Raw genomic sequence first — 23,156 nt, forward strand, 5'->3', positions numbered from 1 at the left:
CATCTGGACACTCCGGTGACTGCGCACAATGGGTTCATGAGCATCGACGCGATCGACATCATCACTGACGCATTCGAACGGGTCCTCGAGGGTCTGCCCACCGCACTGCAGGGACTGGACCGCGATCAGCTGCTGTGGCGTCCGGGGCCCCAGGCGAACCACATTGCCTGGCTCAGCTGGCACATCGATCGCTGCATTGACACCCAGCTGGCACCGCTCGACGGCCACCAACAGGTCTGGAGCCAGGGCTGGCGCGAACGTTTCGCACTGCCCTATCCACCCGAGGCGATGGGCTACGGCCAGTCCCCGGCCGATGTGGGCGACTTCACAGTGTCCGATCCCGAACTGCTCATCGGCTACCACCGCTCCGTCTCGGCACTCGTCCATGAGGTGCTCAATGCCGAGCGGGGCAAGGATCTGGCACGCGTCGTGGACGAGCGGTGGGATCCCCCGGTCACGGCCGCCGTGCGGCTCGTCTCGGTCGTCGATGACGCCAGCCAGCACCTGGGACAGCTGGCCTATGTGAAGGGCCTCGTGACGACGGCACGCTGAGCGGCGAGCGTCACCGCAGGTCCGGGGCGGGATCTGGCCCCGCCCCGGACCTGGAGCGCATCAGAAGCAGTCGCTCTCGATCCGTTCCAGCGCTGCCTCCCAGCGGCCCCGCAGATAGCCGGGATCGAGATCGGGGCGCAGATCGCTGTGTTCGACGCTCAGCAGCGTCGTGCCCGGCCCCTGCTCGCGCACGCGCAGGTCGACCGACGAGGCCGGCGTGTCGTCGTTCTTGCGCCAGCGGAAACGAATCTGCTCCTTGGGGTGGAAACTGCGGATATAGCCGGTGCGGCCGTCCTGCGCAGTCCAGCTGTGACCCTTGTCACCGAGCATCGCGCCGCGCCCCAGGAGGGCTTCGGCACCCTCACGTGTCATGAGCACCGCCCATACTGCATCGAGGGGCTGGGAGATGACACGGCTGACGACGACGCAGGCATGCTGCGATCCTTCGGGCGCCTCGGTGATGGTCTGTTCCGACATGGGGAACCTCGTTTCACTCGACAGATTCTTCAGCTGTACCGGTCGCGGCGGTCAAACCCTGCAGCGTCGTCGCAGCCCGGTTTCAGCACACCCTAGTCCGCAGTGACACCCCGTTGAAGAGAATGCCCCGAGGTCGAGGGCTTCATGGGGGAGCCACGTCGATAGGCCGACACCGAGGGCTCACCAGGAAGCCAGAATCGCCACTGCCGCTCGGCCGCACGGCTCACTCCCACACGTGGCCCGACGAGCACCGAGGAGGCTGGTTCGGCGGGAATGAACTCGAACTCGTCATCGGGTCCACCCAGTGGGGCACCGGAGTCCGCCAGATCGAGGCCGAGTGCCCGGCCAAGATTGCCCGGCCCCTTGGCGAGCAGATCGTCGGGGCGTCCTGGCGCGAGAGCGCGGCGTGCTCGGGCCAGATCGAGGCCGGCGACCACCTCTCCGGCCCGCATGAGCACTCCCGAGGCCTCCCCGACGGGCGAGCACACCAGATTGCCACAGCGGTGGATGCCGTAGTTGAGATACACGTAGAGATGTGCGCTGGGGCCGTACATCACTGCGGCCCTGCCACGATTGCCCCGGTAGGCGTGTGAGGCGGGATCCAGTGGCCCCAGATAGGCCTCCACCTCTGTGAGCCGAATGGCCACATCGCCCTTGCGCACCACTCCCCCCAGCAGTCTGGGCGCCACCACGTCAGCCGGACGGTCGAAATCGAGCACGGCTCCAGTGTGCACCGGCGCCTCAGGCAGCGCCGTGTGGACACTGACCAGCCCAGCGCAACCGCGTAACGTGTGGGCGTGACCATGCCCAGGACGAGGAAGCTGACGCGGGCGTTCACCGGCCTGGCGTTCAGCCTCCTGCTCATCCTGGTGGGCTGCTCACCGGCCGGGGGGCCGACCGGTGAGCCCTCGTCCCCCAGTGCCTCGCCGAGCCCGGACGCGCCCACTGCGCCGGCCTTCGATCTGACGGCGCCCGGGAATGCCCGCCAGATTGTCGATCTGCTGCGTACCGCTTCGGGAAACCGTCCGATCCTCCGGGTCGAGATCACCGACTCCACCGCGAACATCACCTATCTGGACAATGAGACAGCCCAGACCATCGGTTTCGCGAACGGTGCGGTGAGCAAGCTGGATTCCACGATCGCCTACATCCACCAGGCCGAATTCGATCCGGATTCCTTCGCCATCGACGATGTCGGAAAGCTGTTCGACGAGGCGGGCGCCATCTCGGGCTCCCGCGAGCGTCAGGATCTGCAGATCAACGAATACGACAAGGGCAATGTCATCATGACGGTGACGACGACACCCGAGTCGAGCACCGTCTTCTTCCGCGCCGATGGCAGCGCCATCCATCCGCTCGACTTCCGGACCACAGCAGGCATCGCCGAGGGTCTGTCCGACACCGTGCGCACTGCGCCCCAGGTGACGGCCATCGTCATCAAGCCGGACAGCCTCTCGGTCGACGTGCGCGCCGAACCGGGGACGATCCAGCGCCGCACCCGTCAAAAGGCGCTGCCCACGATCATCGCGACCCTCAAGGACTCGGGTTCGGGCACGCAGTTCTCCCCCAGCCTCGTGCAGCCGGCGGTCATCGCCCGGCTCACCGACGAGCTGCCCGCCAGGCTCAACAAGCCTGCCTCGACGAGCGTTCAGGTGACCATTGAGCAGCGCAGCGGCGAGGACGCCCCCCGAATGCGCTTCCAGGTCGGTGGGACCGAGGTCGACACGACACTGGCCGGCGAGATCCTCGCGGGCAAGTGAGCTCGTCTGCCTCGGCTCCGAGCAACTCCACGAGCAGCGTGCAGGCCAGTCGCGGTAGGCCTCCTTGGGAGGCGCCCCCGCACGTGGGATGATTGACGGATGCACATCACAGGGTTCCATCGCCTGGATGAGGGCCCTGCTGTGCAGGTATCCGTGCATCACGGCGATGATCCGCGCATGCTGCTGTGGAGCCGCGGGTGGGCGGTGACGCACTGGCTGTCGGCCACCGGCCGCGATGAGGACATCTGCCTGGCCGCCCAAGTAAGGCGCCGCACCCCCACCACGAGACTGCCCAGACGACATGGACTGCATGCCCTCTCGGACGCCTGCCCGGCACCCGGAGAGGTGCCTGTTCCCCATCAGCGCATCGCCGCCTACGCCGTCGTGCGTTCCAATCGGGGTTTGCTCGGCACGATGTGCAGCGACCGGACGGCAGTCCCCGGCCGCTGGCAGCTGCCGGGCGGAGGCCTGGAACGCGGCGAGACGCCCAGCGAGGCGGTGATCCGCGAGATCGAGGAGGAGACCGCCCAGCACGTGCATCTGTTGCGGGTCGTCGACCTCCAGTCGGATCACTGGGTCGGGCGCAGTCCGGAGGGCAAGCTCGAGGATTTCCAGGCGCTGCGCATCATTTACACGGCGGTGTGCCCGGATCCCACCGCCCCGCGAGTACTCGACGTGGGTGGAACGACCCAAACGGCCCGGTGGGTGTCGATGCGACACTGGCGGGCACTGCCGTGGACCTCCGGGGCACGGTCGGCCCTGGACAAGTATCTCGACACGGTGCGCGATCCGCGGCTTGCGTCCTGAGCGATCTGGGCTTGGCCCGGACCGGCGTACCTTCACGGGTGGTGCGAAAGTCCCCGCACGCACCCGGAGGTCGTTCGCCCGGGCTCGGCGCCAGTGGCCTGCGCCCGCTCAGTTGCGCAAGAAGCTCAGCAGGCGCAGCAGGTTCGTGTAGAGCCACACCATCGTCACCATGAGACCAAAGGCGGCCCGCCAGGATTCCTTGGCCGGTGCCCCCATCGCCACACCGCGCTCGCACTCCTCGAAATCGAGCAGCAGGCTGCCCACGGCGAGCACGACACCGAGTCCGGCAAACAACCAACTCAGTACTCCAGCGCCCGGGCCGACGTTGAAGAAGCCGAGATTCGCGCCGAACAGCAAGAAAACGAGATTGAGGGCCGCGACAACGGCGAAGGCGATGATCGAGAAGACGAGGATCTTGCGCACCCGGCCCGATACCCGCACACCGAGATAGCGGTAGCTGGCCAGTACGACGGCGGCCGCGGCGAAGGTGCCGAGCACCGCCTGGGAGACGATCCCGGGGTAGAGGAACTCCATCACGGCGCTCCATGCGCCGATCAATACGCCTTCGGCAACCGTGTAGAACATGATCGCCGGCACCGAGGTGCTGTGCCTCATGGTAACCACGACGGCCGCGACCAGGGCGGTGATCGAGGACACAATGGCGACCGGGTAGAGCAGCGCTACGGGAGTGGCGAGCCAGGTGAGGGCCGCCACGGCAACGAGGATGACGAACAGGGTGCCTGTCTTGGCGACGACATCGTTCATCGTCATCCGCCCGGTGGGCGCCTGGCTGACCGGCGCGCCGTATCCGGAACCCCTGAGCTGACCGATGTCGCCGTAGCTGGCTTCTCGATAACCCGGAGTGAACGTGTCTGATCTGGTGAGAACGGGATTGCTGCTCCGCACTTCGACTCCGATCCTTCGGTGGGGCGCCCGATGCTCCCGGGCGTACACGGCCATGCTAACGGGCCGCACTGTCAGATCCCTGGGCTGGCGCCCCGGATCCTCCCCGGGATTGCTGCGCAGGACGCACCGCGAGGAACGACGCACGACGCACCGCGAGGGGGCATTTGGCTCCCCCTGCCACCATGGAGAGAGGGGCAGGCTCTACCGCCCGGCGCAGTGCCGAAGCCACGGATGGCGACAGGCCGCACAGCATCCCGCCCGAAGGACCCCCACCGCGCCAGCCAGCAGCGTCGCAGCACCGACACGGACGAGACCGATTCGGACAAGGAGGAGATGTCCCCCATGACCCCGGGCACACTCACCATCACCCGCACATTCGCCGCTCCCCTCGAAGCAGCTTTCGATGCCTGGATCGTGCCCGCCCATTTCGCGAGCTGGTTTGGTGGCTCCGAGATCGACGTCCCCCTGGACACCGTCAAGCTCGACGTGCGGGCGGGAGGGCACTGGCAGGCCGACATGGTCCTGCCCGGCGGCGACGTCGTTCACTGGATCGGTGAGTACACGGCAGTGCAGCGGCCCCGCCACCTCGCGCTGACGCTGACCGATGAGCCCGACCAGCCCGAACGCGCACCGCTCACCGTCGACTTCGCTGCCGTCGACGGCGGGACCCGAATGACATTCACCCAGGGCGAGACCTCCCGGTTCAGCCCAGAGCAGTACGAGACAACCCGCGCCGGTTACCAGCGCTTCTTCGACACCATGGCCTCAATGCTCGAGATCTGTCAGAAGCGCCATCGACACAGCGCCTCGGCAGATCCGCAGATCAGCCAACCGGAAGCTCCCAGATGATCTCGAGGCCGTCCTCCTCGTCCCACTGCTCCCCGACCCGGGCGAAGCCGTGGCCGGCGATCACGGCCCGGGAGGCCTCATTGTCGGGACCGATGGTTGCCCTCAGCACCCTGACATCCGGGTGAGCGCGGGCCACGGCGAGCAGGGTCTCCACCGCGCGGCGCCAGGGCTCGCCGCTGATGGCCGTTGTCACCACTCCATGATGGCGCGGCCCGGCCAGCCGTACCCCCGACGAGAGTCGAACTCGCACTTGGGCGGGTTTAAGCCGCCTGCCTCTGCCATTGGGCTACGGGGGCCCACCGCGCCCTTGGCGCGGACCATCGGGTTCAGCGCGGCGAGAGTACCTGGCCGGTTCCGTCGTTGAGCATCCCCAACGCAATGCCGTCGAGGATATCGGCCTCGCTGGCCACCAGCTCTGCGGCACCAACACGTCGGGTCACCTCGGCCACGATGAGGGCGCCAGCGCACAGCACCTCGGCCCTCTGTGGCTGCACCGGCCCCCAGCTCGTCACCTCGGCCACCGTGGCACCGAGCAGTCGCTCGGCGGTCCGGCGCACCACATCGCGCGCGATCGCGGCGCCGTGCACGCGCGAACGGTCGTAGCGGCGAAGGCCCAGGGCCACGGCAGTCATCGAGGTGACCGTGCCGGCAACCCCGATGAATGTGCCGATGTCGCCCAGCCCGACACCGCACCCGTCCAGCTGCTCGTCCACGAGGGCCCGGGCGCGGGCGATCTGCTCGGCGCTGGGAGGGTCATCGTGCAGGATCCGCTCGCGCAACCGGCGCGAACCGATGTTCAGGCTCACCCCGGTCTCGATACGGGCTCCCGCGGCGTCCACCGTCCCCCTGACAAGTTCCGTCGACCCGCCCCCGGAATCCATCACGAGCACCGGACTGCGCGGGCAGCGAATGCCGGAGAGCGCGCCGCGGAAGCTCAACTGCGACTCCTCGAGGCCACTGATCACCTCGGGCTCGATGCCCAGCCTGGCCCGCACACCGGAGAACAGCTCCTCACGATTCGAGGCGTCTCTGGTCGCCGAGGTGGCCACGAAACGAGCCCGCCGACAGTCCAGATCGGCGATGACCTCCGCGTACTGCTCACAGGCCACGAATGCCCTGCTCAGCGCATCGGACGCGAAGGCACCCGTCGCATCCACGCCCTCCCCCAGCCCCACGAAGGTGAGCCGTCGGTCGTACTCGCGCAGGGAGCCGTCGGCTTCCTGACCGGCAACGAACAGCCTCATCGTGTTCGTGCCGCAATCGATGGCAGCGACCTTCATCATTGCTCCCCTGTGCGCGCACACTCATGAGGCGAGCTCCAGAACTCCCCGACCAGGCGCACCGTCTCGTCGCCGAGCTCGTTGACGCCCGGTCCGGCCGCCAAGGCATGCGCCAGTAGCGCATGGAGGCACTTCACCCGGGTGGGCATCCCGCCGGCACTGATCCCGGCCAGCTCCGGCACCGCGCCATAGCGGGCGCGATCGGCGAGATATGCCTCGTGGGCGTCATGATGCGCGCGCGCCAGATGCGGATCCCGAGCAATCTCAGCCGTCCACTCGGCCATCAGGCCGGAGGCCTCGAGGCGCGAGCAGGCCGCCACAGCCTGTGGGCAGGTGAGGTAGTAGAAGGTCGGGAACGGGCTGCCGTTGGGCAACCGTGGTTTGGTGGCAATGACACCCGGGTGCCCGCAGGGGCAGCGCCACGCGACACCGACGACGCCGCGGGGCGGGCGACCGAGCTGCTCGGCGATGACGACCTCGTCCTCGCTGCTCATCGACTCCAGCTCTCGCACCCCACCATTCTTCCACGCCGCCACGACGAGCATGCCGCCAGACGAGCACGCCGCCAGACGACATGGTGCAGCTGCCTGCCCGTCAGGGGGTGGCCGCACCCGAGGGAACCGGCGTGGGCTCAGGACTTGGGGAGACCGAAATGATCCGGTCGCCAGCCGGCACCGATGGGGTGGCTGTGGGTTGGTCCGCAGCCCGCACCGACGACCACAGGCGCTGCCACCAACTCTGGTTGGCCGCCTCGCCGGACGTCGTCCGGTCAATCGTCGTACCTCCGCCGTACGGCTCCCCCTTGGCATCGACGACCCGATAGCCCGACTCCCCCGGCATCACCCAGCCGAGCCGGTCACGTGCCTGGGCGCGAACGAAGTCCGGGTCGTCCCACTGCTGCTTCTGCTGCTCCAAGGCAGCAATCTGCTCGTTGCTCTGCGCGATCTGGGCCCGCGCGCTGGCCATCTCGGAGCGCTGGTCCACATATACCCGAAGGCTCGACACGAGCGAGATGACGAGAATCGCCAGGACCACCATGATCGCCGTCAGGCGCCGTGTCGCGCGGACTCCCGAGCGCACCACGGGACCGGTCGCGGTGGACTCTTCACCATCCGGCTGGCCTGCGCCGGCCGACGCGGACTGCAGATGCGTGGCGCCCCGCGAGGCCCGCCGCTCGGCGCGGGCACTGGTACGCCTGCTGGGCGTGTCCCCCGCCGAGCTGTGGCCGCGCGGGGGCCTGCCTGATCGAGGGGAAGCCATGGCCCCATTCTTGCTCACCCACCCGGATGCCCCAAGGACGGCGCAGGACTCACGGCGGCCGCCCTTGGGGGGCACAAGACAACAGGGGCGCCGCCCTGTGGGCGGCACCCCTGTGCATCGTCAGCTCAAGTGCATCGTCAGCTCAAGGGCTGCTCTTTCACCACTTCGAGGAATCGAAGCGCGGGAAAGCGCTGGCGCCGGCGTACACGGCTGCGTCATCGAGGTCGGCCTCGATACGGAGCAGCTGGTTGTACTTGGCGATGCGCTCGCCACGGGCCGGCGCGCCGGACTTGATCTGCCCGGTGCCGAGGGCCACCGCCAGGTCGGCGATGAAGGTGTCCTCGGTCTCGCCGGAACGGTGGCTCATCATGGTACGGAAGCCGTTGCGGTGGGCGAGCGTGACAGCGTCGATGGTCTCGGTGAGCGAACCGATCTGGTTCACCTTGACCAGCAGGGCGTTCGCGGCCCCGGTGTCGATGCCCTTCTGGAGGCGCTTCACATTGGTCACGAACAGGTCGTCGCCGACGATCTGCACCTTGTCGCCAACCTGCTCGGTGAACGTCGCCCAGCCGTCCCAGTCCTCCTCGTCGAGGGGATCCTCGATGGAGACGAGCGGGTAGTCCTCGATGAGCTTCTCGAAGTACTCGATGAGCTCGGCGCTCGACTTCTGCGAGCCCTCGAAGGTGTACTTGCCGTCGGAGTAGAACTCCGAGGCTGCCACGTCGAGAGCCAGCGCAACGTCCTTCCCGGGAACGAAGCCGGCCTTCTTGATGGCCTCCTCGATGAGATCGAGGGCCTCGCGGTTGGAGTCGAGATTCGGCGCGAAACCGCCCTCGTCGCCGAGACCTGTGTTGAGACCCTTGTCCTTGAGCACGCCCTTGAGCGCGTGGTAGACCTGCGCGCCGATCCGCAACGCCTCGGCAAAGCTCTTGGCGCCGATCGGAGCGATCATGAACTCCTGGATGTCGACATTGCTGTCGGCGTGGGCGCCGCCGTTGAGGATGTTCATCATGGGCACCGGGAGCACATTGGCGGTCGGGCCACCAAGGTACTTGTAGAGCTCGAGTCCTGCGAAGACCGCAGAGGCCTTCGCCGCCGCGAGCGAGACGCCGAGGATGGCGTTGGCGCCGAGCTTGGCCTTGTTGTCGGTGCCGTCGAGAGCGATCATGGCCTCGTCGAGAGCCCGCTGGTCGCTTGCCTCCATACCCAGGACCTCTTCCTGGATGGCCTCCTCGACGTTCGTCACGGCCTTCTGGACACCCTTGCCGCCGTAACGGGCCTTGTCGCCGTCACGCAGCTCGACGGCCTCAAAGGCACCGGTGGATGCACCGGACGGAACGGCTGCACGGGCCGAGACGCCTGGCTCGTCCAGATAGACCTCGACCTCGACGGTCGGATTGCCGCGCGAATCGAGAATCTCGCGAGCCTCGATGTGTTCGATAGCTGCCACGGGTTTTGACCTTTCGTTGACTCGGGGAGCAATACGCTCCCGGCGCTCAGCCTATCCGCTCGGCACCGGCTCGCACCCGCCAGATCCGCCCTCGGCTTGCGGGCCACAACCGACTCAGTGCCGGGGGTCCGCCGCCGGCCTGCTCAGGCGCTTGCCAGTCCCTGTTCGCGGGCCCTGACCTCTTGCTCCCTGATCTCTTGCTCCCAGGCACGCACTGCCGTCCGGGTCGCCTGGTCAACGTCGACTCCGCCGATCTGGGCACGCCGCACGATCTGCAGGATCTGCTCCCCGGCCTGCTCGGCGGTGATCGGCTCGGCGCCTGCGCTGGCGCGGTCAGGGCCGCCATTGTGTTCGCGCTGGGCAACCTTCGCCGCCCTGGCGAGGGTCGGCAGCGAATCGGCAATGCCGTCGAGGCAGGATTCCCGATGCTTGGCCGCCCTCTTGCGCCTCTCCCAGCTGGCATCGAAATCCGCCGGGAGCTCAGCCCCCTCGTAGACATGGGGATGGCGGGCAATCAGCTTGTCCGCGGTGGCATTGATCACGTCATCGAGCGTGAACCAGCCGTCCTCGCTGGCAATGAGCGCGTGGAAGACCACCTGCATGAGCACGTCCCCGAGTTCCTCGCGCAGATCGGCAGGTGAGCCGGTCTCGATCGCGTCAACCGTCTCGGCACACTCCTCCACAAGGTGCTTCACGAGACTCACATGGGTCTGACGGGCATCCCAGGGGCAGTCTGCGCGCAGCCTGGCCATCACCTCGGCAAGCCGGGGCAGCGCGCTCCCTGCGGGGGTCTCGGGCACCTCGGTCACGATCCACCCGTCCCGGGGCTGGACAGCGATCCGGTGCCGCTCACGATTTGCTCCGCGCCGTTCCACGTGCCATAGCGGGGGTTGACGATCACCGGTGCCGCGGCGGCGTCACGACTCACCTCGCCGACATCGTGGCGCATGGCCAGCGCGAGCAGCCGCACCCGCCCGTCCAGGGCCCGGCCGCATTCGGGGTTCTGGGCGAACTGGGCGCCGTCCTGCAGGCTCGCGAGTGCCGCGCGTTTGTCCGCGTCCTCAATGGTCACGCCATAGCGTGCGGCCAGCTGGTCGGCGATCAGTCCCGAGGCCGCCCAGGAGACCACATTGCGCCGCACGTCGCCATCGGTGACGTTGCCGGCGATCCCCATCTCGTCGAGCACTTCGACGCATCCCCTCGAGTAGGCGTCGACAGCAGATTCGCTGACCCGCACCCCGCCGAGTTCTGCCGCGACACCCGGGTTGGGCGCGCAGCTCGCCAAGGTCCCCATCGCGGCGAGTGGCAGGCCGAGCCGCACGAGCAGCGAGCGGTGCATCATCGGGAGACTCCTTGGTTTGCACGGGCGCGCGGGCGACGTCGCCCATCCGATGTCGAGCCTAGCCCAGCGGGCTGGTCGGTTGGCGCGTCACCCGCACCGGGACGCGGCGGCAGCAGGATGTCGGTGACAAAGCGTTTCGCCCACTCCACGAGCTCGTCGTCGGCGATCGGCTGGCCCATCACCGTGGCGGTGCGCGGACGTGGCACGAGCAGCATATTGGCGGCGTTCTTCACGACGCTGCCCGGATAGAGCCGCTCCAGGCGCATCCGGCGGCTGTCGGGGATGCTCAGCTCGGTACCTTCCGGGCTGCGTCGCCCGATGAGCGGAGCGAACCGGATGTTGTTGCCCTGCGCCATCACCTCGGTGAGACCGGCTTCGCGACACAGCCTGCGGAAATCTGCCAGGGTGAGCAGCGATTCGGCCTGCGCCGGCAGCGGCCCGTAGCGATCGACCAGTTCCTGGCGCAGCGCCCCGATCTGCTCACGGGTGCGGATCTCGGCGATCCGCTTGTACATCTCCAGTCTCAGCCGCTCGGACTCCACATAGTCGATGGGCAGCCTGGCGTCCACCGGCAGTTCGATACGGATGGGGGCCTCGCCCTCGGAGGGCCCATCGCCCTTGTACTCCGCCACTGCCTCGCCCACCAGGCGCAGGTACAGGTCGAAGCCCACATCGGCGATGTGCCCGGACTGCTCCTCGCCCAGCAGATTCCCGGCACCGCGGATCTCCAGGTCCTTCATGGCGATCGCCATGCCGGCGCCGAGGTCGTTGTTGGCGGCCAGTGCGGCCAGCCGGTCGTGGGCGGTGGTCGTGAGGGGCTTGTCCGGCGGATAGAGGAAGTAGGCGTAGCCGCGCTCACGTCCGCGCCCCACCCGTCCGCGCAGCTGGTGGAGCTGGGACAGCCCCATATGGTCAGCCCGGTCCACGATGAGCGTGTTCGCGGTGGAGATGTCGAGCCCGGCCTCGACGATTGTCGTGCAGACCAGCACATCGGCACGCCGCTCCCAGAAGTCCACCATGACCTTCTCCAGCGCCTTCTCGTTCATCTGGCCGTGCGCCACCGCGACACGGGCTTCGGGCACCAGATCGCGGATCCGGGCGGCCGTGCGGTCGATGCTCTGCACCCGGTTGTGGACGAAGAAGACCTGGCCCTCGCGCGCCAGCTCACGGCGGATCGCCGCCACCACCTGGCCCTCGTCATAGGGTCCGGCGAAGGTGAGCACCGGGTGGCGTTCCTCGGGCGGGGTGGCGATCGTGCTCATCTCCCGGATGCCCGTCACGGCCATCTCCAGCGTGCGCGGAATGGGCGTGGCGCTCATCGACAGGACATCGACATTGACCCGCAGCTTCTTGAGGGCCTCCTTGTGGTCGACGCCGAAGCGCTGCTCCTCGTCGATGATCACCAGGCCCAGATCCTTGAACTTCATCTGGTCCGAGAGCAGCCGATGGGTGCCGATGACCACGTCGACACGGCCCGATTGGAGCCCCTCGACGGTCCTCTTGGTCTGGACCGGCGTGGAGAAACGGCTCAGCTGTTCGACGACCACCGGGAAACCCGCGTAGCGGTCGATGAAGGTCTGGGCATGCTGCTGCACGAGCAGCGTGGTGGGCACGAGGACCGCAACCTGCTTGCCGTCCTGGACGGCCTTGAACGCGGCCCGCACCGCTATCTCGGTCTTGCCGTAGCCGACATCACCGCAGATCAGCCGATCCATCGGGACGACGCTCTCCATGTCATGCTTCACGTCCTGGATGCATGCCAGCTGATCGGGCGTCTCCGTGTAGTAGAAGGCGTCCTCCATGTCGCGCTGCCAGGGAGTGTCGGGGCCGAAGGCGTGGCCCCGGGTGGCCTGCCGGGCAGCGTAGAGCTTGATGAGGCCGGCAGCGATCTCGCGCACTGCCCTCTTGGCGCGTGACTTGCGCTGCTTCCAGTCCGCTCCGCCCATCCTGTCCAGCGCCGGCGTCTCGCCGCCCACATAGCGGGTGACCTGATCCAGCTGGTCCATCGGCAGATAGAGACGGTCGCCGGGCTGCCCGCGCCGCGAGGGCGCGTACTCGATGACCATGTATTCCCTGGTCGCCCCGGAGACGGTGCGCTGCACCAGCTCGACGAAGCGGCCCACGCCGTGCTGCTCGTGAACGAGCGGGTCCCCAGGCCGCAGCTCCAGGGGGACGACCTGATTGCGCCGTTTGGCGGGCATCCTGCGGCTGGAGTGGGTCTCGGCGGGCTGGTGCGAGAGGTCACCGGAGGCGATCACGGCAAGCTCGATGGCGGGAGCGCGCAAGCCGTGCTGCACAGTGGAGACGACCACCTCGACCACCCCGGGCACCGGCTCCTGGGTGTCGAGATCCGCGATCCGGGCTGGCACATCGCGATCGCCGAGCAGCTCAGTCATCCGCGCGGCCAGGCCCTTGCCGGGGACGCTGAGCACCACCCGCCAGCCCCGCCCGAGATCGGCCTTCATGGCGGTCACTGCCGCCTCCGCATCGCCGCTCCAGCTCGGCATCGCCTCAATGTCCAGCCGAAGGGAAGCCACCGGGGAGGACGCGCCGCCGGTGATCTCCTGCCGCAGGGCCGGACTCGCGGCATCTTCTGGCGGGCCGGCGGTGAACTGCGAGAGCGACCACCAGGCCTGGCCCCGCGACAGCGCCCGGGCCCGCACCGCGGACAGTTCCCGGTAGGCCGAGGACTCCAGATCGATCGGTGCCTTGCCGCCCGTGGCGGCGGCCGCCCACGATGCATGGAGGAATTCCTGGCTGGTGCGCACCAGGTCTTCGGCACGTGAACGGACGAGCTCGGGATCGGCCACGAGCACGAGCGTGTTCGCTGGCATCACATCGACGAGCAGTTCGAGCTGGTCGACCAGGGCAGGGATGAGGGCTTCCATTCCCTCGCAGGCCTGTCCCTGGCTGATCTTCTCCAGCATCTCCGAGAGCTCGGGGTGGGTGTCGATGAGTCGCGCTGCCCGCTCGCGCACCGTGTCGGTGATGAGCAGTTCGCGGCAGGGCACTGCCACGAAGTCCTGGAGTGTCTCGTCGGTGGACCGCTGGTCCGCGACGGTGAAATAGCGGATCTCCTCGACCGTGTCGCCGAAGAAGTCGACGCGGACCGGGTGCTCATGGGTCGGGGAGAAGATGTCGACGATGCCGCCGCGCACGGCGAACTCGCCGCGCCGCTCCACCAAATCCACCCTGTTGTAGGCCGCGCCCACCAGATCGGTCTCCAGCTGGGCCAGCTCATAGTCCTGGCCCACTGCGATGTGCACCGGCACGAGCTGGGACAGCCCCTTGACCTGGGGTTGCAGCACCGAACGGACCGGGGCGACGACAACCGACGGCGCCGGCTCCGTATCGTTCCCGGCGAGCCGGCGAAGCACCGTGATCCGGCGTCCGACGGTATCGGAGCGCGGGCTGAGCCGCTCGTGCGGCAGCGTCTCCCAGGCCGGATAGTAGGCGACGGCCCCGGACCCGAGCAGCCCGGACAGCTCGTCGGTGAAGGCCTCGGCCTCGCGGAAGGTCGAGGCGATGACGAGCAGTGGCCGATGGGTTGACGCAACGAGTTCGCAGCACAACAGCGAACGGGCCGAGGCCGGGCAGGTGATGTCCAGTGCGTCAACTCCGGCGCCCGCCTGGTCGATGGCCTCCGCCACGCCAGGATCTCGGCCAAGAGTGGTGAGAAGGCCACGCAGATTCACTTGATCCAGACTACCTGGCGTGCCCAACCAGTTCGGCGCCGGTGAGCCGGGCTGCCAGCACTGCGCCTTGTGGCAGGTCCAGGGCAGGCCCGAGCCCGGTGAGCCGCGCGAAACCGCTCGGCGCTGTCATGCATTGAACCGATTCTGGGCAGCACCCAAACCCTCGGTGCACAGCATGACCACGGCGTCGGCCGCCCGGGCAATGTCGAGCGCCAAGTCCTCGCGCATCGCCGGGGGGATGTGGCCGAGCACATAGTCGGCACCGGCCCGGTGCCCACCCGGGCGCCCGATGCCGATGCGCACCCGATGGAATTCACCGCCACCCAGGTGCGCCCGGATCGAGCGCAACCCGTTGTGGCCGTTGTCGCCGCCACCTTTCTTCATGCGCAGCTGGCCCGGTGCCAGATCGAGCTCGTCATGGACGACAACGATCTGCTCGGGTCCCAGATGATGGAAGCGGGCGAGGGCGCTGACAGCCTGACCGGACTCATTCATGAAGGTGACCGGTTTGGCAAGCACGAGCGCCTCGCCGCCGGGCAGCCCGATGCCGCGTGCCCCGATGCGCGTATCGGCTACCTGGGCGTGCATGCCGCGACCGTTCTTCCAGCGCACCCCGGCGCGACGGGCCAGCTCGTCGAGCGTCATGAAACCAACGTTGTGTCGGGTGTCCGCGTACTGCGCGCCGGGGTTACCGAGCCCCACCACCAGCCATGTCATCGCGTCTGCACCTCACAGCACCTGGCGCCGATCAAGCACGCGCGCCCGATCGGGGCCAGCTGCCTCGCGAAGAAGGCGATCACGCCTGGGAGTCGGACTCCGCGCCCTCAGCTGCCGGCTCCTGGTCCTCCGCCCCGCCAGCCGTCTCGGGCTGGTTCTCGTTGAGCTCGGCCTCCAGAGCAGCCTCGCTGATCTGGGCGGTGCCGGACGCGATGAGCTGCTCGGGATCGTCCTCGAGCTCGCATCCCTCGGGCAGTGTCACCTGGGCAGCCAGGATCTGCTCGCCGACGGACAGACCCTCCACCGAGACCGTGATGAGGTTGGGGATGTTCGTCGCCTCCGCACGGATCGACAGGTGGGTGCGCTCCTCGTTGAGGATCGAATCGGGAGCAGGCTCGCCGAGGAACTCCAGCGGCACATCGACGGTGACCTTCTCGCCACGCTTCACGAGCAGCAGATCGACGTGCTCGATGAACTTGGTGATGGGATCCCGCTGGATCTGCTTGGGCAGGGCCAGGTGCTCGATGCCGTCGGCCAGATGCAGGTGCAGCAGCGCGTTCTCCTGGCGCAGGGCCAGCAGCGTCTCGTGGCCCTTGAGCGTCAGATGCACCGGATCGGTGCCGTGCCCGTACAGCACGGCGGGGATCTTGTCGGCGCGGCGGATGCGGCGGGCCGCGCCCTTGCCGAACTCGGTGCGGGCCTCAGCGTCGAGCTGAATCTCAGCCATCGGTACTCCTTGTCAGTATCCGTTCACAGTGTCATGGTGCGCCGACGCCAGCGGCGGGCAGGGATCCCGGCCGTGCCGCTTCCCTGGCCGTCCTCGTGCGTGTGCGTGAGGGCACGGCGCGGGCGCGTGGTTACGCGACTCGGGACATTTCTGGAGGTGCCCGATGGACCAGGCACCGAAGGGGGAGAACCCACCTCGTGCCAGTCGATCACGGATCAGCGCCTTCTGAGCCCTCGCCAAGCAACCTGCTCATCATAGCGAAGCGGCGAGCAGGACGACAATGCGCTGGCGCGCCGGTGTACTCAGTGCACGTTGGCGCCGTTGGTGAACAGGCTCGTCACCGAACCGTCCTCGAAGACCTCATGGATGGCGCGGGCCAGCAGCGGGGCGATCGACAGCACGGTCATCTTCGGAATGTCGATGCCCTTGGGCACCGGCAGCGTGTTGGTGACGATGATCTCCTCGAACGGCGTGGCATTGAGCCGCTCCTCGGCCGGGCCCGACAGCACCGCATGGGTCGCCGCCGCGATGACCCGGGCGGCGCCGCGTTCGAGGAGGGCGTTGGCCGCCTGGCAGATCGTGCCGCCGGTGTCGATCATGTCGTCGACGAGCATGCAGGTGCGTCCTTCGACGTCGCCGACCACCTCGTAGACCTTCACGAGGTTGGCCTGCGTCGGATCGTGACGCTTGTGGATGATCGCCAACGGCACCTTGAGGCGGTCGCTCCACATATCGGCCAGCCGTACTCGCCCGGCGTCGGGGCTCACGACGACCATGTTGTCGTCGCAGTACTTCTTCTCGACATAGTCGGCCAGCACCGGCAGGCCCGAGAGATGGTCGAGGGGGCCGTTGAAGAAGCCCTGGATCTGGGCGGCATGCAGGTCGACGGACATGATGCGGTCGGCACCCGCCGTGCGGAACAGATCGGAGACCAGCCGCGCCGAGATGGGCTCCCGGCCCAGATGCTTCTTGTCCTGGCGGGCGTAGGGGAAGCACGGCGCGACGACGGTGATGCGCTTGGCCGAGGCGCGCTTGAGGGCGTCGACCATGATGAGCTGTTCCATGAGCCACTCGTTCACCGGTGCGGGATGACTTTGGATCACGAAGGCGTCGCTGCCCCGGACCGATTCCTCGTAGCGGACGTAGATCTCCGAATTTGCGTAGGCGATGAGGCGACTGGGCACCAGCTCCACCCCCATGAGTTCGGCGACGCTGTGTGCCAGCTCCGGGTAAGCCCTGCCCGAGAACAGCATGAGATGCTGCTCGCTGTTGCGCTTGAGGCCGCTCATTCGGTTATTCCCCTTGGTGTTGTGGTGGATCCGTGATTCGGTGCAGATCAGTGATGGGCAGATCAGTGATGGCCGGGGCCGCGCTCGGCGTCGAGGATCTCGCGGCTCGCCTGGACGGCAGGATGGATGGCGCCCTTGTCATGCAGTGCTGCCACGTCGGCCCCGGTTCCGGGACGACGCCTGTGGACCCAACCCTCGGAAATGTGCAGACGCCCCCGTGCCACTGCCAGCGCCCCAGCCGGGATGTCCTCGGTCACGGTCGACCCGGCCGCGACGAAGGCCCCCGAGGCGATGTCGACAGGCGCGACCAGAACCGAGTTGGAGCCGATGAACACATCGTCGCCCAGATGGCTCGTCGACTTGTGCTTGCCGTCGTAGTTGGCGAAGATCGTGCCGGCGCCGATATTGACAGCCTCGCCGAGGATGGCGTCCCCGCAGTAGCTCAGATGAGGCACCTTGCTGCGCGCGCCGATCTTGGCGTTCTTGGTCTCCACGAATGTGCCGATCTTGCCGTGCTCCCCCAGCTCGGTGCCCGGGCGCAGCCGCGCCCACGGCCCCACATCGGTATTGGGGCCGATCACCGAGAGCTCGCCGTGGGTGCGCAGCACACGGGCACCCGCACCCACCTCGACATCCTTGAGGGTGGTGTCGGGTCCGATCACCGCCCCGGCGGCCACGCTCGTGGCGCCGAGCAGCTGGGTGCACGGCAGCAGCGTGACATCGGGCTGGAGAGTGACATCGTCCTCGATCCAGGTGCTTGCCGGATCGGCGATGGTGACGCCCTCGAGCATCCACTTCTCGCAGATCCGCCGGTTCACCTCGGCGTTCATCCGTGACAGCTGAAGCCGATCGTTGACGCCCATCGTCTGCCAGGCGTCGGTGGTCTGGAAAGCACCCACGCCCCGTCCGATCCGGTTGGCGTACTCCACGACATCGGTCAGGTAGAGCTCACGCTGGGAGTTGTCGCGACCGATCTGGGCAAGCCCCTCACGCAGCAGCTCGGAGTCGAAGACATAGATCCCGGAGTTGACCTCGCCGATCTCTCGCTCGGCGGGAGTGGCGTCCTTGTGCTCGACGATGCGCAGCACGCGCCCGTGATCGCGCACGATGCGGCCATAGCCGGTGGGGTCATCGAGCTCGGCGGTGAGGACGGTGACGGCATTGGCCTGGCGGGCGTGGGTGCGCACCAGCTCGCCGAGTGTCTCGCCCGAGAGGAGCGGCACATCCGCGTAGGTGACGACCACGGTGCCGCGCACCTGGGGCGGAAGGGCTCCCAGACCACAGCGCACCGCGTGGCCGGTGCCGAGCTGCTCCTCCTGGACGGCGATGGTGGCCTCGGGTGCGATCTCGCCCAGGTGAGCCTGGACCTGTTCGCGCCCGTGCCCGACGACGACCACGAGGTGCTGGGGCGAGAGGGCCTTGGCGGCCTGCACCGCATAGCTGAGCATCGACTTGCCTGCCACCTTGTGCAGGAGTTTCGAGGTAGTCGATTTCATCCGGGTGCCGTGCCCCGCTGCGAGCACGATGACGGCGCTCACATCGGCGGCCCCGGGGTCGAGATCTTCGGTGCTGGTGCTCACTTTTCCTCCCGGTCGGACACACCTCATTGAGCGGCTCCCTGGGCAGGAGTCGAACCTGCGTCGCTAGTCCTGATTCAAAGTCAGGCGGGCCTTGCCGGCAGACCAACCAGGGAACGATCGCCATAGGCGACCCATTGATTCTAGGGTCTGGACGGCCCGCGGGGACAATCGCATCGGCGCATGCCCCACCGCGTCTGGGCGACCCGGGCTCCGGGCCGGCCGGGGCACGCCCTGAGCGGCGGCGAACGGTCCCGGCCCGATCCTCTAGGCTTCAGCCGTGAGCACCGAGGTCACGAACCCGCCATCCGCACTCCCGCCCTTCGACACCGGACAGCATCTGCTCAGCGTCAGCCAGCTGGACCGCGCCGCCTTGACAAGGCTTTTCGCCGTCGCCGAGAGCTTGAGGCCGGTTGGCGAGGGGAGGATGGTGTGCCGCATCCTGGAGGGAGCGGTGCTGGGCAGCCTCTTCTTCGAGCCGAGCACCCGCACGAGACTCAGCTTCGAGTCGGCCTTCCGCCGCCTCGGCGGATCGGTGGTCTCCACCACCGGTTTCACCTTCTCGTCGATGGCCAAGGGCGAATCAATCCACGACACCGCACGGGTGGTGTCGGGCTACTCCGATGCGATGGTGGTGCGTCATCCCGACACCGGATCGGTGGCCCAGTTCGCGCAGGCCTCGGTGGTGCCGGTCATCAATGCGGGAGACGGCTCGGGCGAGCACCCCAGCCAGTCGCTGCTCGACCTGTTCACGATGCGCGAGGAGCTGAGTTCCCGCGACAAGAGCATCGACGGGGCAACCATCGCCGTTCTCGGCGACCTGCGCTACGGCCGCACCGTCCATTCCCTCTTGCAGATCCTCGGTCTCTACGACAATGTGAGCTTCCGTGTCTTCGGACCGCCCGCCCTCGCCCTGCCCTCCGGCTTCTTCGACCTCGTGGCATCCACCGGCAACCGGATCGTCGAGTGCGATTCGGTGGATGAGGCGATCGCCCCCGCCGACGTGATCTACTGCACGCGCGTGCAGAAGGAGAGGCTCAGCGAGGAGGACGAGCAGGCGGTGCACCTGCACGGTGACCTGCTCAACACCGCGATCCTCCAGGAGCACGCCAGCCCAGATGCGATCGTCATGCATCCACTGCCCCGCGACTCGCGCCACAACTCCTTCGACCTGTCCCCCGATGTGGACGGCTTCCCGGGTCTGGCGATCTTCCGCCAGACCGACAACGGCCTGCTGGTGCGCATGGCAATCTTCTCCATCGCGCTGGGCGTGGCCGACCGGGTCGCCGACGAGCTGCGACCCGCCACCTGGCGTCGCCGCTGAGCACAGGACCTGCCCGCAGCGGCGGCCGGAAGGCGCTGTGGGAGACTGGGCTCTGTGACCTCTGGCACGGCAGGGCGACGACGGGGCCGGACCCGGATGAGCAGCGGCGAGCGCCGCGAACAGCTCATCAGCGTGGCGCGCGCGCTGTTCGCCGAACGCGGCTTCGACGGTACGAGCGTCGAGGAGGTCGCAGCACGGGCCCAGGTGAGCAAGCCAGTGGTCTACGGCCATTTCGGCGGCAAGGAGGGCCTCTACGCGGTCGTCGTGGATCGCGAGGTGACCACACTGGACAATGCCATCAAATCGGCCATCTCCCAGCCCTCCAAGAGCTACCGCGAGGTGATCGAGCGAGGCACGCTGGCGCTGCTCGACTACATCGACGACCGTCCCGACGGCTTCCGGATCCTGTCACGCGACTCGCCGGTCGGCAGCACCACCGGTTCGTTCGCCTCGATCCTCAATGACATCGCCACCCGCGTCGAGGACCTGCTCGGCCCTCCCCTGGTGCGGCGCGGATACGATCCGGTGATTGCCGGGGTCTACAGCCAGGCCCTCGTAGGGCTGGTCAGTTCCGCCGGCCTGTCGTGGGTGGACACGCGCCGCCCGGACAAGGCGAAGGTGGCGGCCGAGCTGGTGAACCTGGCCTGGAACGGGCTGTCCAGCCTGGAGCACCGGGCCACGCTGCTCACCGATCCGCGCGAGACCGCCCAGATCACCCGCGACGCCGGCGCCGCGGGTGCTCAGCCCCGGTGACTGCGCGGGCAGTCGCCACAGGCAGACCGCGGGTCGCCGCTCATTCCCACCAGTCCGCAGCAGGCCGGACGGCGGAACTGCCCGCTGCCCGGGCGCCCGGACAGGCGTGCCGGCGCCCGGACCAGGGCCTCCCACAGCCAGGAGACGAGTGCCTCGGTGCCCCCCAGGTGGGCGGGCAGCTCGGCCGCCAGGGTATTGAGCGTGCTGGCAAGTGCGCTGGTCACCTGGATGCGGGGGGCGCCGGCTGCCTGCAGGCCCGCTGCCAGCAGTGCCGCCAGGTCGGCGAGCGCCGGGCCCGGAGCAGCTCCGCCGGCTCCCACCGGATGCTCGACCCGGTCGGTGCAGATGCCCAGTTCCAGGGGGCCGAGCCGTTGAGCCCGTACCCGGAGAGCGTCTGGCCAGCTGCTGCGCGGTCGTAGCCCGTCCAACCCATAGGCCGTGGCAGGCGCGAGGATCCAGCCGGTGAGGTTGAGCGCGACGAGGGCCCAGGCGCACTCCTCGCCGGCCTCGGGCCGGGCCGCCAGCGGCGAGAGCTGCTGCGACACGGCACGCTGGCGGGCCTGCAGCTGATCGGGGGCGAGCAGCTCGTCCAGACGCTGCCAACCGGGCTCGGTTCGTTCCTGCCCCGCTGTCAGGAACACCGTTGCCCCCAGCCAGCTGGGCCCCGATGCCGCGCCTTCGCCGGCCGCGGTCCTGCCGAGTGTGCCATCCGTCGCCCGGCCCGGCGTCCCTCCCGCTGGCGTACCGGCAGCCTCACTCATCGCCATCCTGGCTGGCCAGCAGGGCCCGCAAGCGGTCCTGCAGCACGCGTCGATCCGCCTCGTCGATGCCGGCGAGCATCCGCGCCTCCGCGCGGGCGAGGCTGCTCAGTGCACCATCGACCCGCTCGCGCCCGGCGGCGGTCAGCTCCACCAGGACGCTGCGCCGGTCGTGCGGATCGGGGCGACGACGCACGAACTGGCGTTCGGCCAGCCTGTCGACCCGATTGGTCATCGTCCCGCTCGTCACATGGTTGTCGCGCATGAGCTGTCCGACGCTCGCCCGATAGGGCAGACCCAGCTTCCGGAGCGCGGAGAGCACGTCGAACTCCCACACGGCCAGGTCGTGCTCCTGGTAGGCCCCGGCGCGCACCCCGGACAGGATCTGGGAGAGCCGCCAGACGCGCGACCAGATCTCCAGGCTGGAGACGTCGACATCGGGGCGTTCGCGCGACCAGCTGGCGACCAGGGCATCCACCTCGTCGCTGTCATATCCGGGATCCTCGCTGGTCATGATCCCAGTGTTCCAGGCCGGCGCCGCGCCCCACCGCGCGGCGTTCCTCTGCGTGACGACATCGCTGCGGCTCCCTCAGCTCACGAGCTGGGCTCCGGGGACTGGGCCGCTGACGCGGTGCACCTCGAGCACCTGGTCCAATCCGAGCAGCACGGCCTCGACGTTGCGGGCATCGGCCTGGTTGGCGCACAGGAAGGCGCAGGTGGGGCCCGAACCGGACACGATCGCCGCCAGTGCCCCTGCCTGCGTCCCTATGTCGAGGGTGCGGCGCAGTGGCGGATACAGCTCGCAGGCTGCCTCCTGGAGGTCGTTGCCGAGGTGGGCGGCCACACTCTCGGCGTCCCCGCCGGACAGCGCATTGAGAAGCTCGCGAGGGGGTTCCGCGCCGGCCGAGGGCATCGGGCTCACCGCTCCGCGCGCCAGCTGAGCATCGAAGTGGGCGAAGACGCTCGGGGTGGACAGGCCCTCGGGTGCCACCGCCAGGACCCACTGGTAGCTGCCCCGGGTAAGGGCCGGGACCAGCTGCTCGCCGCGGCCGTGGCCGATCGCCGTGCCCCCCAGCAGCGCGAAGGGCACATCGGAGCCGAGCCGGCTGGCCAGCTCGTGGAGGTCATCGGGGGTGGTGTCCAGGTCCCACAGCACCGAACAGGCGAGCAGCGAGGCCGCGGCATCGGCCGAACCACCCGCCATACCGCCCGCCACCGGGATGGCCTTCGTGATGTCGAGGTGCACGCCCAGCTCGGGATCTCCCCGTTCCGCGCGCAACAACAACGCTGCCCGCACGGCAAGGTTCGTCGTGTCATCGCTCACCCGGTCGGCCTGGCCCCCGTGCATGAACACGTCGACGAGCCCGCCGGTGCGCCGTTCCGCGACGACCTCGTCGAACAGCGATACGGCCTGAAAAACCGTACTCACCGGGTGATAGCCATCGTCGTCGCGGGGCGCGAGGCGCAAGCTGAGATTGACCTTCGCCGGGACCCTCACCTTGACACGGGTGTCCTCCGCGCTCAGTCCGGGGCCGGTGCTGTCATCCGCCGACGTGCCACTCTCGCTCACAGGCCCAACGTATCGCGAGTTCTTGCAGCGGGGCGCTCGCGCGGCAAGGCTCGGGCAGCTGCG

At 68.3% G+C, this 23,156-nt stretch carries 24 protein-coding genes and 2 tRNA genes; 6 read left to right on the top strand and 20 right to left on the bottom strand.

Going from position 1 to position 23,156, the window contains the following annotated elements; all coding sequences use genetic code 11:
• The first annotated feature begins 36 nt into the window (after positions 1 to 36).
• Positions 37 to 552: a mycothiol transferase gene (locus BMX93_RS04825; RefSeq protein WP_091968675.1), complete on the top strand. Its 516-nt coding sequence runs from the start codon at positions 37 to 39 to the stop codon at positions 550 to 552.
• Positions 553 to 612: 60 nt separating this feature from the next.
• Here the strand turns inward: BMX93_RS04825 and BMX93_RS04830 are convergent, their stop codons facing one another.
• Entirely contained in the window at positions 613 to 1,029 is a 417-nt protein-coding gene (locus tag BMX93_RS04830) for an SRPBCC family protein (protein WP_091968579.1), read from the bottom strand.
• Between the two features lie 92 nt (positions 1,030 to 1,121).
• Positions 1,122 to 1,748, bottom strand: coding sequence for a DNA-3-methyladenine glycosylase (locus tag BMX93_RS04835; protein ID WP_091968581.1), 627 nt, complete (start codon positions 1,746 to 1,748; stop codon positions 1,122 to 1,124).
• A 78-nt stretch (positions 1,749 to 1,826) separates the two neighbouring features.
• Between BMX93_RS04835 and BMX93_RS04840 the strand changes: the two genes are divergently transcribed.
• On the top strand, positions 1,827 to 2,789 hold the full coding sequence (locus BMX93_RS04840) for a hypothetical protein (protein WP_143052815.1): 963 nt from the start codon (positions 1,827 to 1,829) through the stop codon (positions 2,787 to 2,789).
• Positions 2,790 to 2,966: 177 nt separating this feature from the next.
• The gene (locus tag BMX93_RS04845; protein WP_245725738.1) at positions 2,967 to 3,596 is read left to right on the top strand and encodes an NUDIX hydrolase; all 630 of its coding nucleotides are present in this window, start codon (positions 2,967 to 2,969) and stop codon (positions 3,594 to 3,596) included.
• Positions 3,597 to 3,704: 108 nt separating this feature from the next.
• On the opposite strand, the gene BMX93_RS04850 is transcribed toward BMX93_RS04845, so the two are convergent.
• Positions 3,705 to 4,556, bottom strand: a complete 852-nt coding sequence (locus tag BMX93_RS04850; protein ID WP_091968586.1) for a Bax inhibitor-1/YccA family protein — start codon at positions 4,554 to 4,556, stop codon at positions 3,705 to 3,707.
• Between the two features lie 177 nt (positions 4,557 to 4,733).
• On the opposite strand from BMX93_RS04850, the gene BMX93_RS04855 reads away from it, so the two are divergent.
• Positions 4,734 to 5,351, top strand: a complete 618-nt coding sequence (locus BMX93_RS04855) for an SRPBCC family protein (RefSeq protein ID WP_245725732.1) — start codon at positions 4,734 to 4,736, stop codon at positions 5,349 to 5,351.
• On the opposite strand, the gene BMX93_RS12875 is transcribed toward BMX93_RS04855, so the two are convergent.
• The 14 genes from BMX93_RS12875 to BMX93_RS12880 all read right to left on the bottom strand — a co-directional run bounded on the left by BMX93_RS12875 (position 5,326) and on the right by BMX93_RS12880 (position 18,804).
• Positions 5,326 to 5,544, bottom strand: coding sequence for a GNAT family N-acetyltransferase (locus tag BMX93_RS12875; RefSeq protein WP_177170071.1), 219 nt, complete (start codon positions 5,542 to 5,544; stop codon positions 5,326 to 5,328). The two genes, BMX93_RS04855 and BMX93_RS12875, sit on opposite strands and share 26 nt — an antisense overlap.
• 30 nt (positions 5,545 to 5,574) lie before the next feature.
• Positions 5,575 to 5,647, bottom strand: a tRNA-Leu gene (locus BMX93_RS04865).
• Between the two features lie 30 nt (positions 5,648 to 5,677).
• Complete coding sequence (locus BMX93_RS04870; RefSeq protein WP_091968680.1) at positions 5,678 to 6,631, bottom strand: Ppx/GppA phosphatase family protein; 954 nt, start codon at positions 6,629 to 6,631, stop codon at positions 5,678 to 5,680.
• Positions 6,631 to 7,176 (bottom strand): DUF501 domain-containing protein, encoded by a 546-nt coding sequence (locus BMX93_RS04875; protein ID WP_425438757.1) that lies wholly within the window; start codon positions 7,174 to 7,176, stop codon positions 6,631 to 6,633. The genes BMX93_RS04870 and BMX93_RS04875 overlap by 1 nt, the downstream gene beginning before the upstream one ends.
• Positions 7,177 to 7,225: 49 nt before the next feature.
• The gene (locus BMX93_RS04880; protein WP_091968588.1) at positions 7,226 to 7,891 is read right to left on the bottom strand and encodes an FtsB family cell division protein; all 666 of its coding nucleotides are present in this window, start codon (positions 7,889 to 7,891) and stop codon (positions 7,226 to 7,228) included.
• A gap of 157 nt (positions 7,892 to 8,048) precedes the next feature.
• Entirely contained in the window at positions 8,049 to 9,341 is a 1,293-nt protein-coding gene (gene eno, locus BMX93_RS04885; protein ID WP_091968590.1) for a phosphopyruvate hydratase, read from the bottom strand.
• A gap of 143 nt (positions 9,342 to 9,484) precedes the next feature.
• Positions 9,485 to 10,093, bottom strand: a complete 609-nt coding sequence (locus BMX93_RS04890; protein ID WP_091968684.1) for a nucleoside triphosphate pyrophosphohydrolase — start codon at positions 10,091 to 10,093, stop codon at positions 9,485 to 9,487.
• Positions 10,094 to 10,146: 53 nt separating this feature from the next.
• Positions 10,147 to 10,683, bottom strand: coding sequence for a hypothetical protein (locus BMX93_RS04895; protein ID WP_091968592.1), 537 nt, complete (start codon positions 10,681 to 10,683; stop codon positions 10,147 to 10,149).
• The gene (gene mfd / locus BMX93_RS04900; RefSeq protein ID WP_091968594.1) at positions 10,680 to 14,378 is read right to left on the bottom strand and encodes a transcription-repair coupling factor; all 3,699 of its coding nucleotides are present in this window, start codon (positions 14,376 to 14,378) and stop codon (positions 10,680 to 10,682) included. Before mfd ends, BMX93_RS04895 begins: the two co-directional genes overlap by 4 nt.
• A 126-nt stretch (positions 14,379 to 14,504) precedes the next feature.
• The gene (gene pth / locus BMX93_RS04905) at positions 14,505 to 15,095 is read right to left on the bottom strand and encodes an aminoacyl-tRNA hydrolase (protein ID WP_091968595.1); all 591 of its coding nucleotides are present in this window, start codon (positions 15,093 to 15,095) and stop codon (positions 14,505 to 14,507) included.
• A 79-nt stretch (positions 15,096 to 15,174) separates the two neighbouring features.
• Positions 15,175 to 15,822 carry a 50S ribosomal protein L25/general stress protein Ctc gene (locus BMX93_RS04910; protein ID WP_091968597.1) on the bottom strand — a complete coding sequence of 216 codons (648 nt, stop codon included), beginning with the start codon at positions 15,820 to 15,822 and terminating at the stop codon, positions 15,175 to 15,177.
• A gap of 302 nt (positions 15,823 to 16,124) precedes the next feature.
• Positions 16,125 to 17,111 (bottom strand): ribose-phosphate diphosphokinase, encoded by a 987-nt coding sequence (locus tag BMX93_RS04915; protein WP_091968599.1) that lies wholly within the window; start codon positions 17,109 to 17,111, stop codon positions 16,125 to 16,127.
• A gap of 62 nt (positions 17,112 to 17,173) precedes the next feature.
• Positions 17,174 to 18,691 (bottom strand): bifunctional UDP-N-acetylglucosamine diphosphorylase/glucosamine-1-phosphate N-acetyltransferase GlmU, encoded by a 1,518-nt coding sequence (gene glmU, locus BMX93_RS04920; RefSeq protein WP_281245638.1) that lies wholly within the window; start codon positions 18,689 to 18,691, stop codon positions 17,174 to 17,176.
• 34 nt (positions 18,692 to 18,725) lie between these two features.
• A tRNA-Gln gene (locus tag BMX93_RS12880) sits at positions 18,726 to 18,804 on the bottom strand.
• A 164-nt stretch (positions 18,805 to 18,968) separates the two neighbouring features.
• On the opposite strand from BMX93_RS12880, the gene pyrB reads away from it, so the two are divergent.
• Positions 18,969 to 20,012, top strand: a complete 1,044-nt coding sequence (gene pyrB / locus BMX93_RS04925; protein WP_091968602.1) for an aspartate carbamoyltransferase — start codon at positions 18,969 to 18,971, stop codon at positions 20,010 to 20,012.
• Positions 20,013 to 20,108: 96 nt separating this feature from the next.
• Positions 20,109 to 20,765, top strand: a complete 657-nt coding sequence (locus tag BMX93_RS04930; protein WP_091968604.1) for a TetR/AcrR family transcriptional regulator — start codon at positions 20,109 to 20,111, stop codon at positions 20,763 to 20,765.
• Here the strand turns inward: BMX93_RS04930 and BMX93_RS04935 are convergent.
• The 3 genes from BMX93_RS04935 to BMX93_RS04945 all read right to left on the bottom strand — a co-directional run bounded on the left by BMX93_RS04935 (position 20,753) and on the right by BMX93_RS04945 (position 23,093).
• Entirely contained in the window at positions 20,753 to 21,526 is a 774-nt protein-coding gene (locus BMX93_RS04935; protein ID WP_091968606.1) for a hypothetical protein, read from the bottom strand. The genes BMX93_RS04930 and BMX93_RS04935 overlap by 13 nt on opposite strands.
• On the bottom strand, positions 21,519 to 22,037 hold the full coding sequence (locus BMX93_RS04940) for a MarR family winged helix-turn-helix transcriptional regulator (protein WP_091968608.1): 519 nt from the start codon (positions 22,035 to 22,037) through the stop codon (positions 21,519 to 21,521). Before BMX93_RS04940 ends, BMX93_RS04935 begins: the two co-directional genes overlap by 8 nt.
• Positions 22,038 to 22,112: 75 nt before the next feature.
• Positions 22,113 to 23,093 (bottom strand): 4-(cytidine 5'-diphospho)-2-C-methyl-D-erythritol kinase, encoded by a 981-nt coding sequence (locus BMX93_RS04945; RefSeq protein WP_245725734.1) that lies wholly within the window; start codon positions 23,091 to 23,093, stop codon positions 22,113 to 22,115.
• Positions 23,094 to 23,156 lie beyond the last annotated feature (63 nt).

The organism is Propionibacterium cyclohexanicum (assembly GCF_900111365.1).
GTDB classification, from domain to species: Bacteria; Actinomycetota; Actinomycetes; order Propionibacteriales; family Propionibacteriaceae; genus Propionibacterium; species Propionibacterium cyclohexanicum.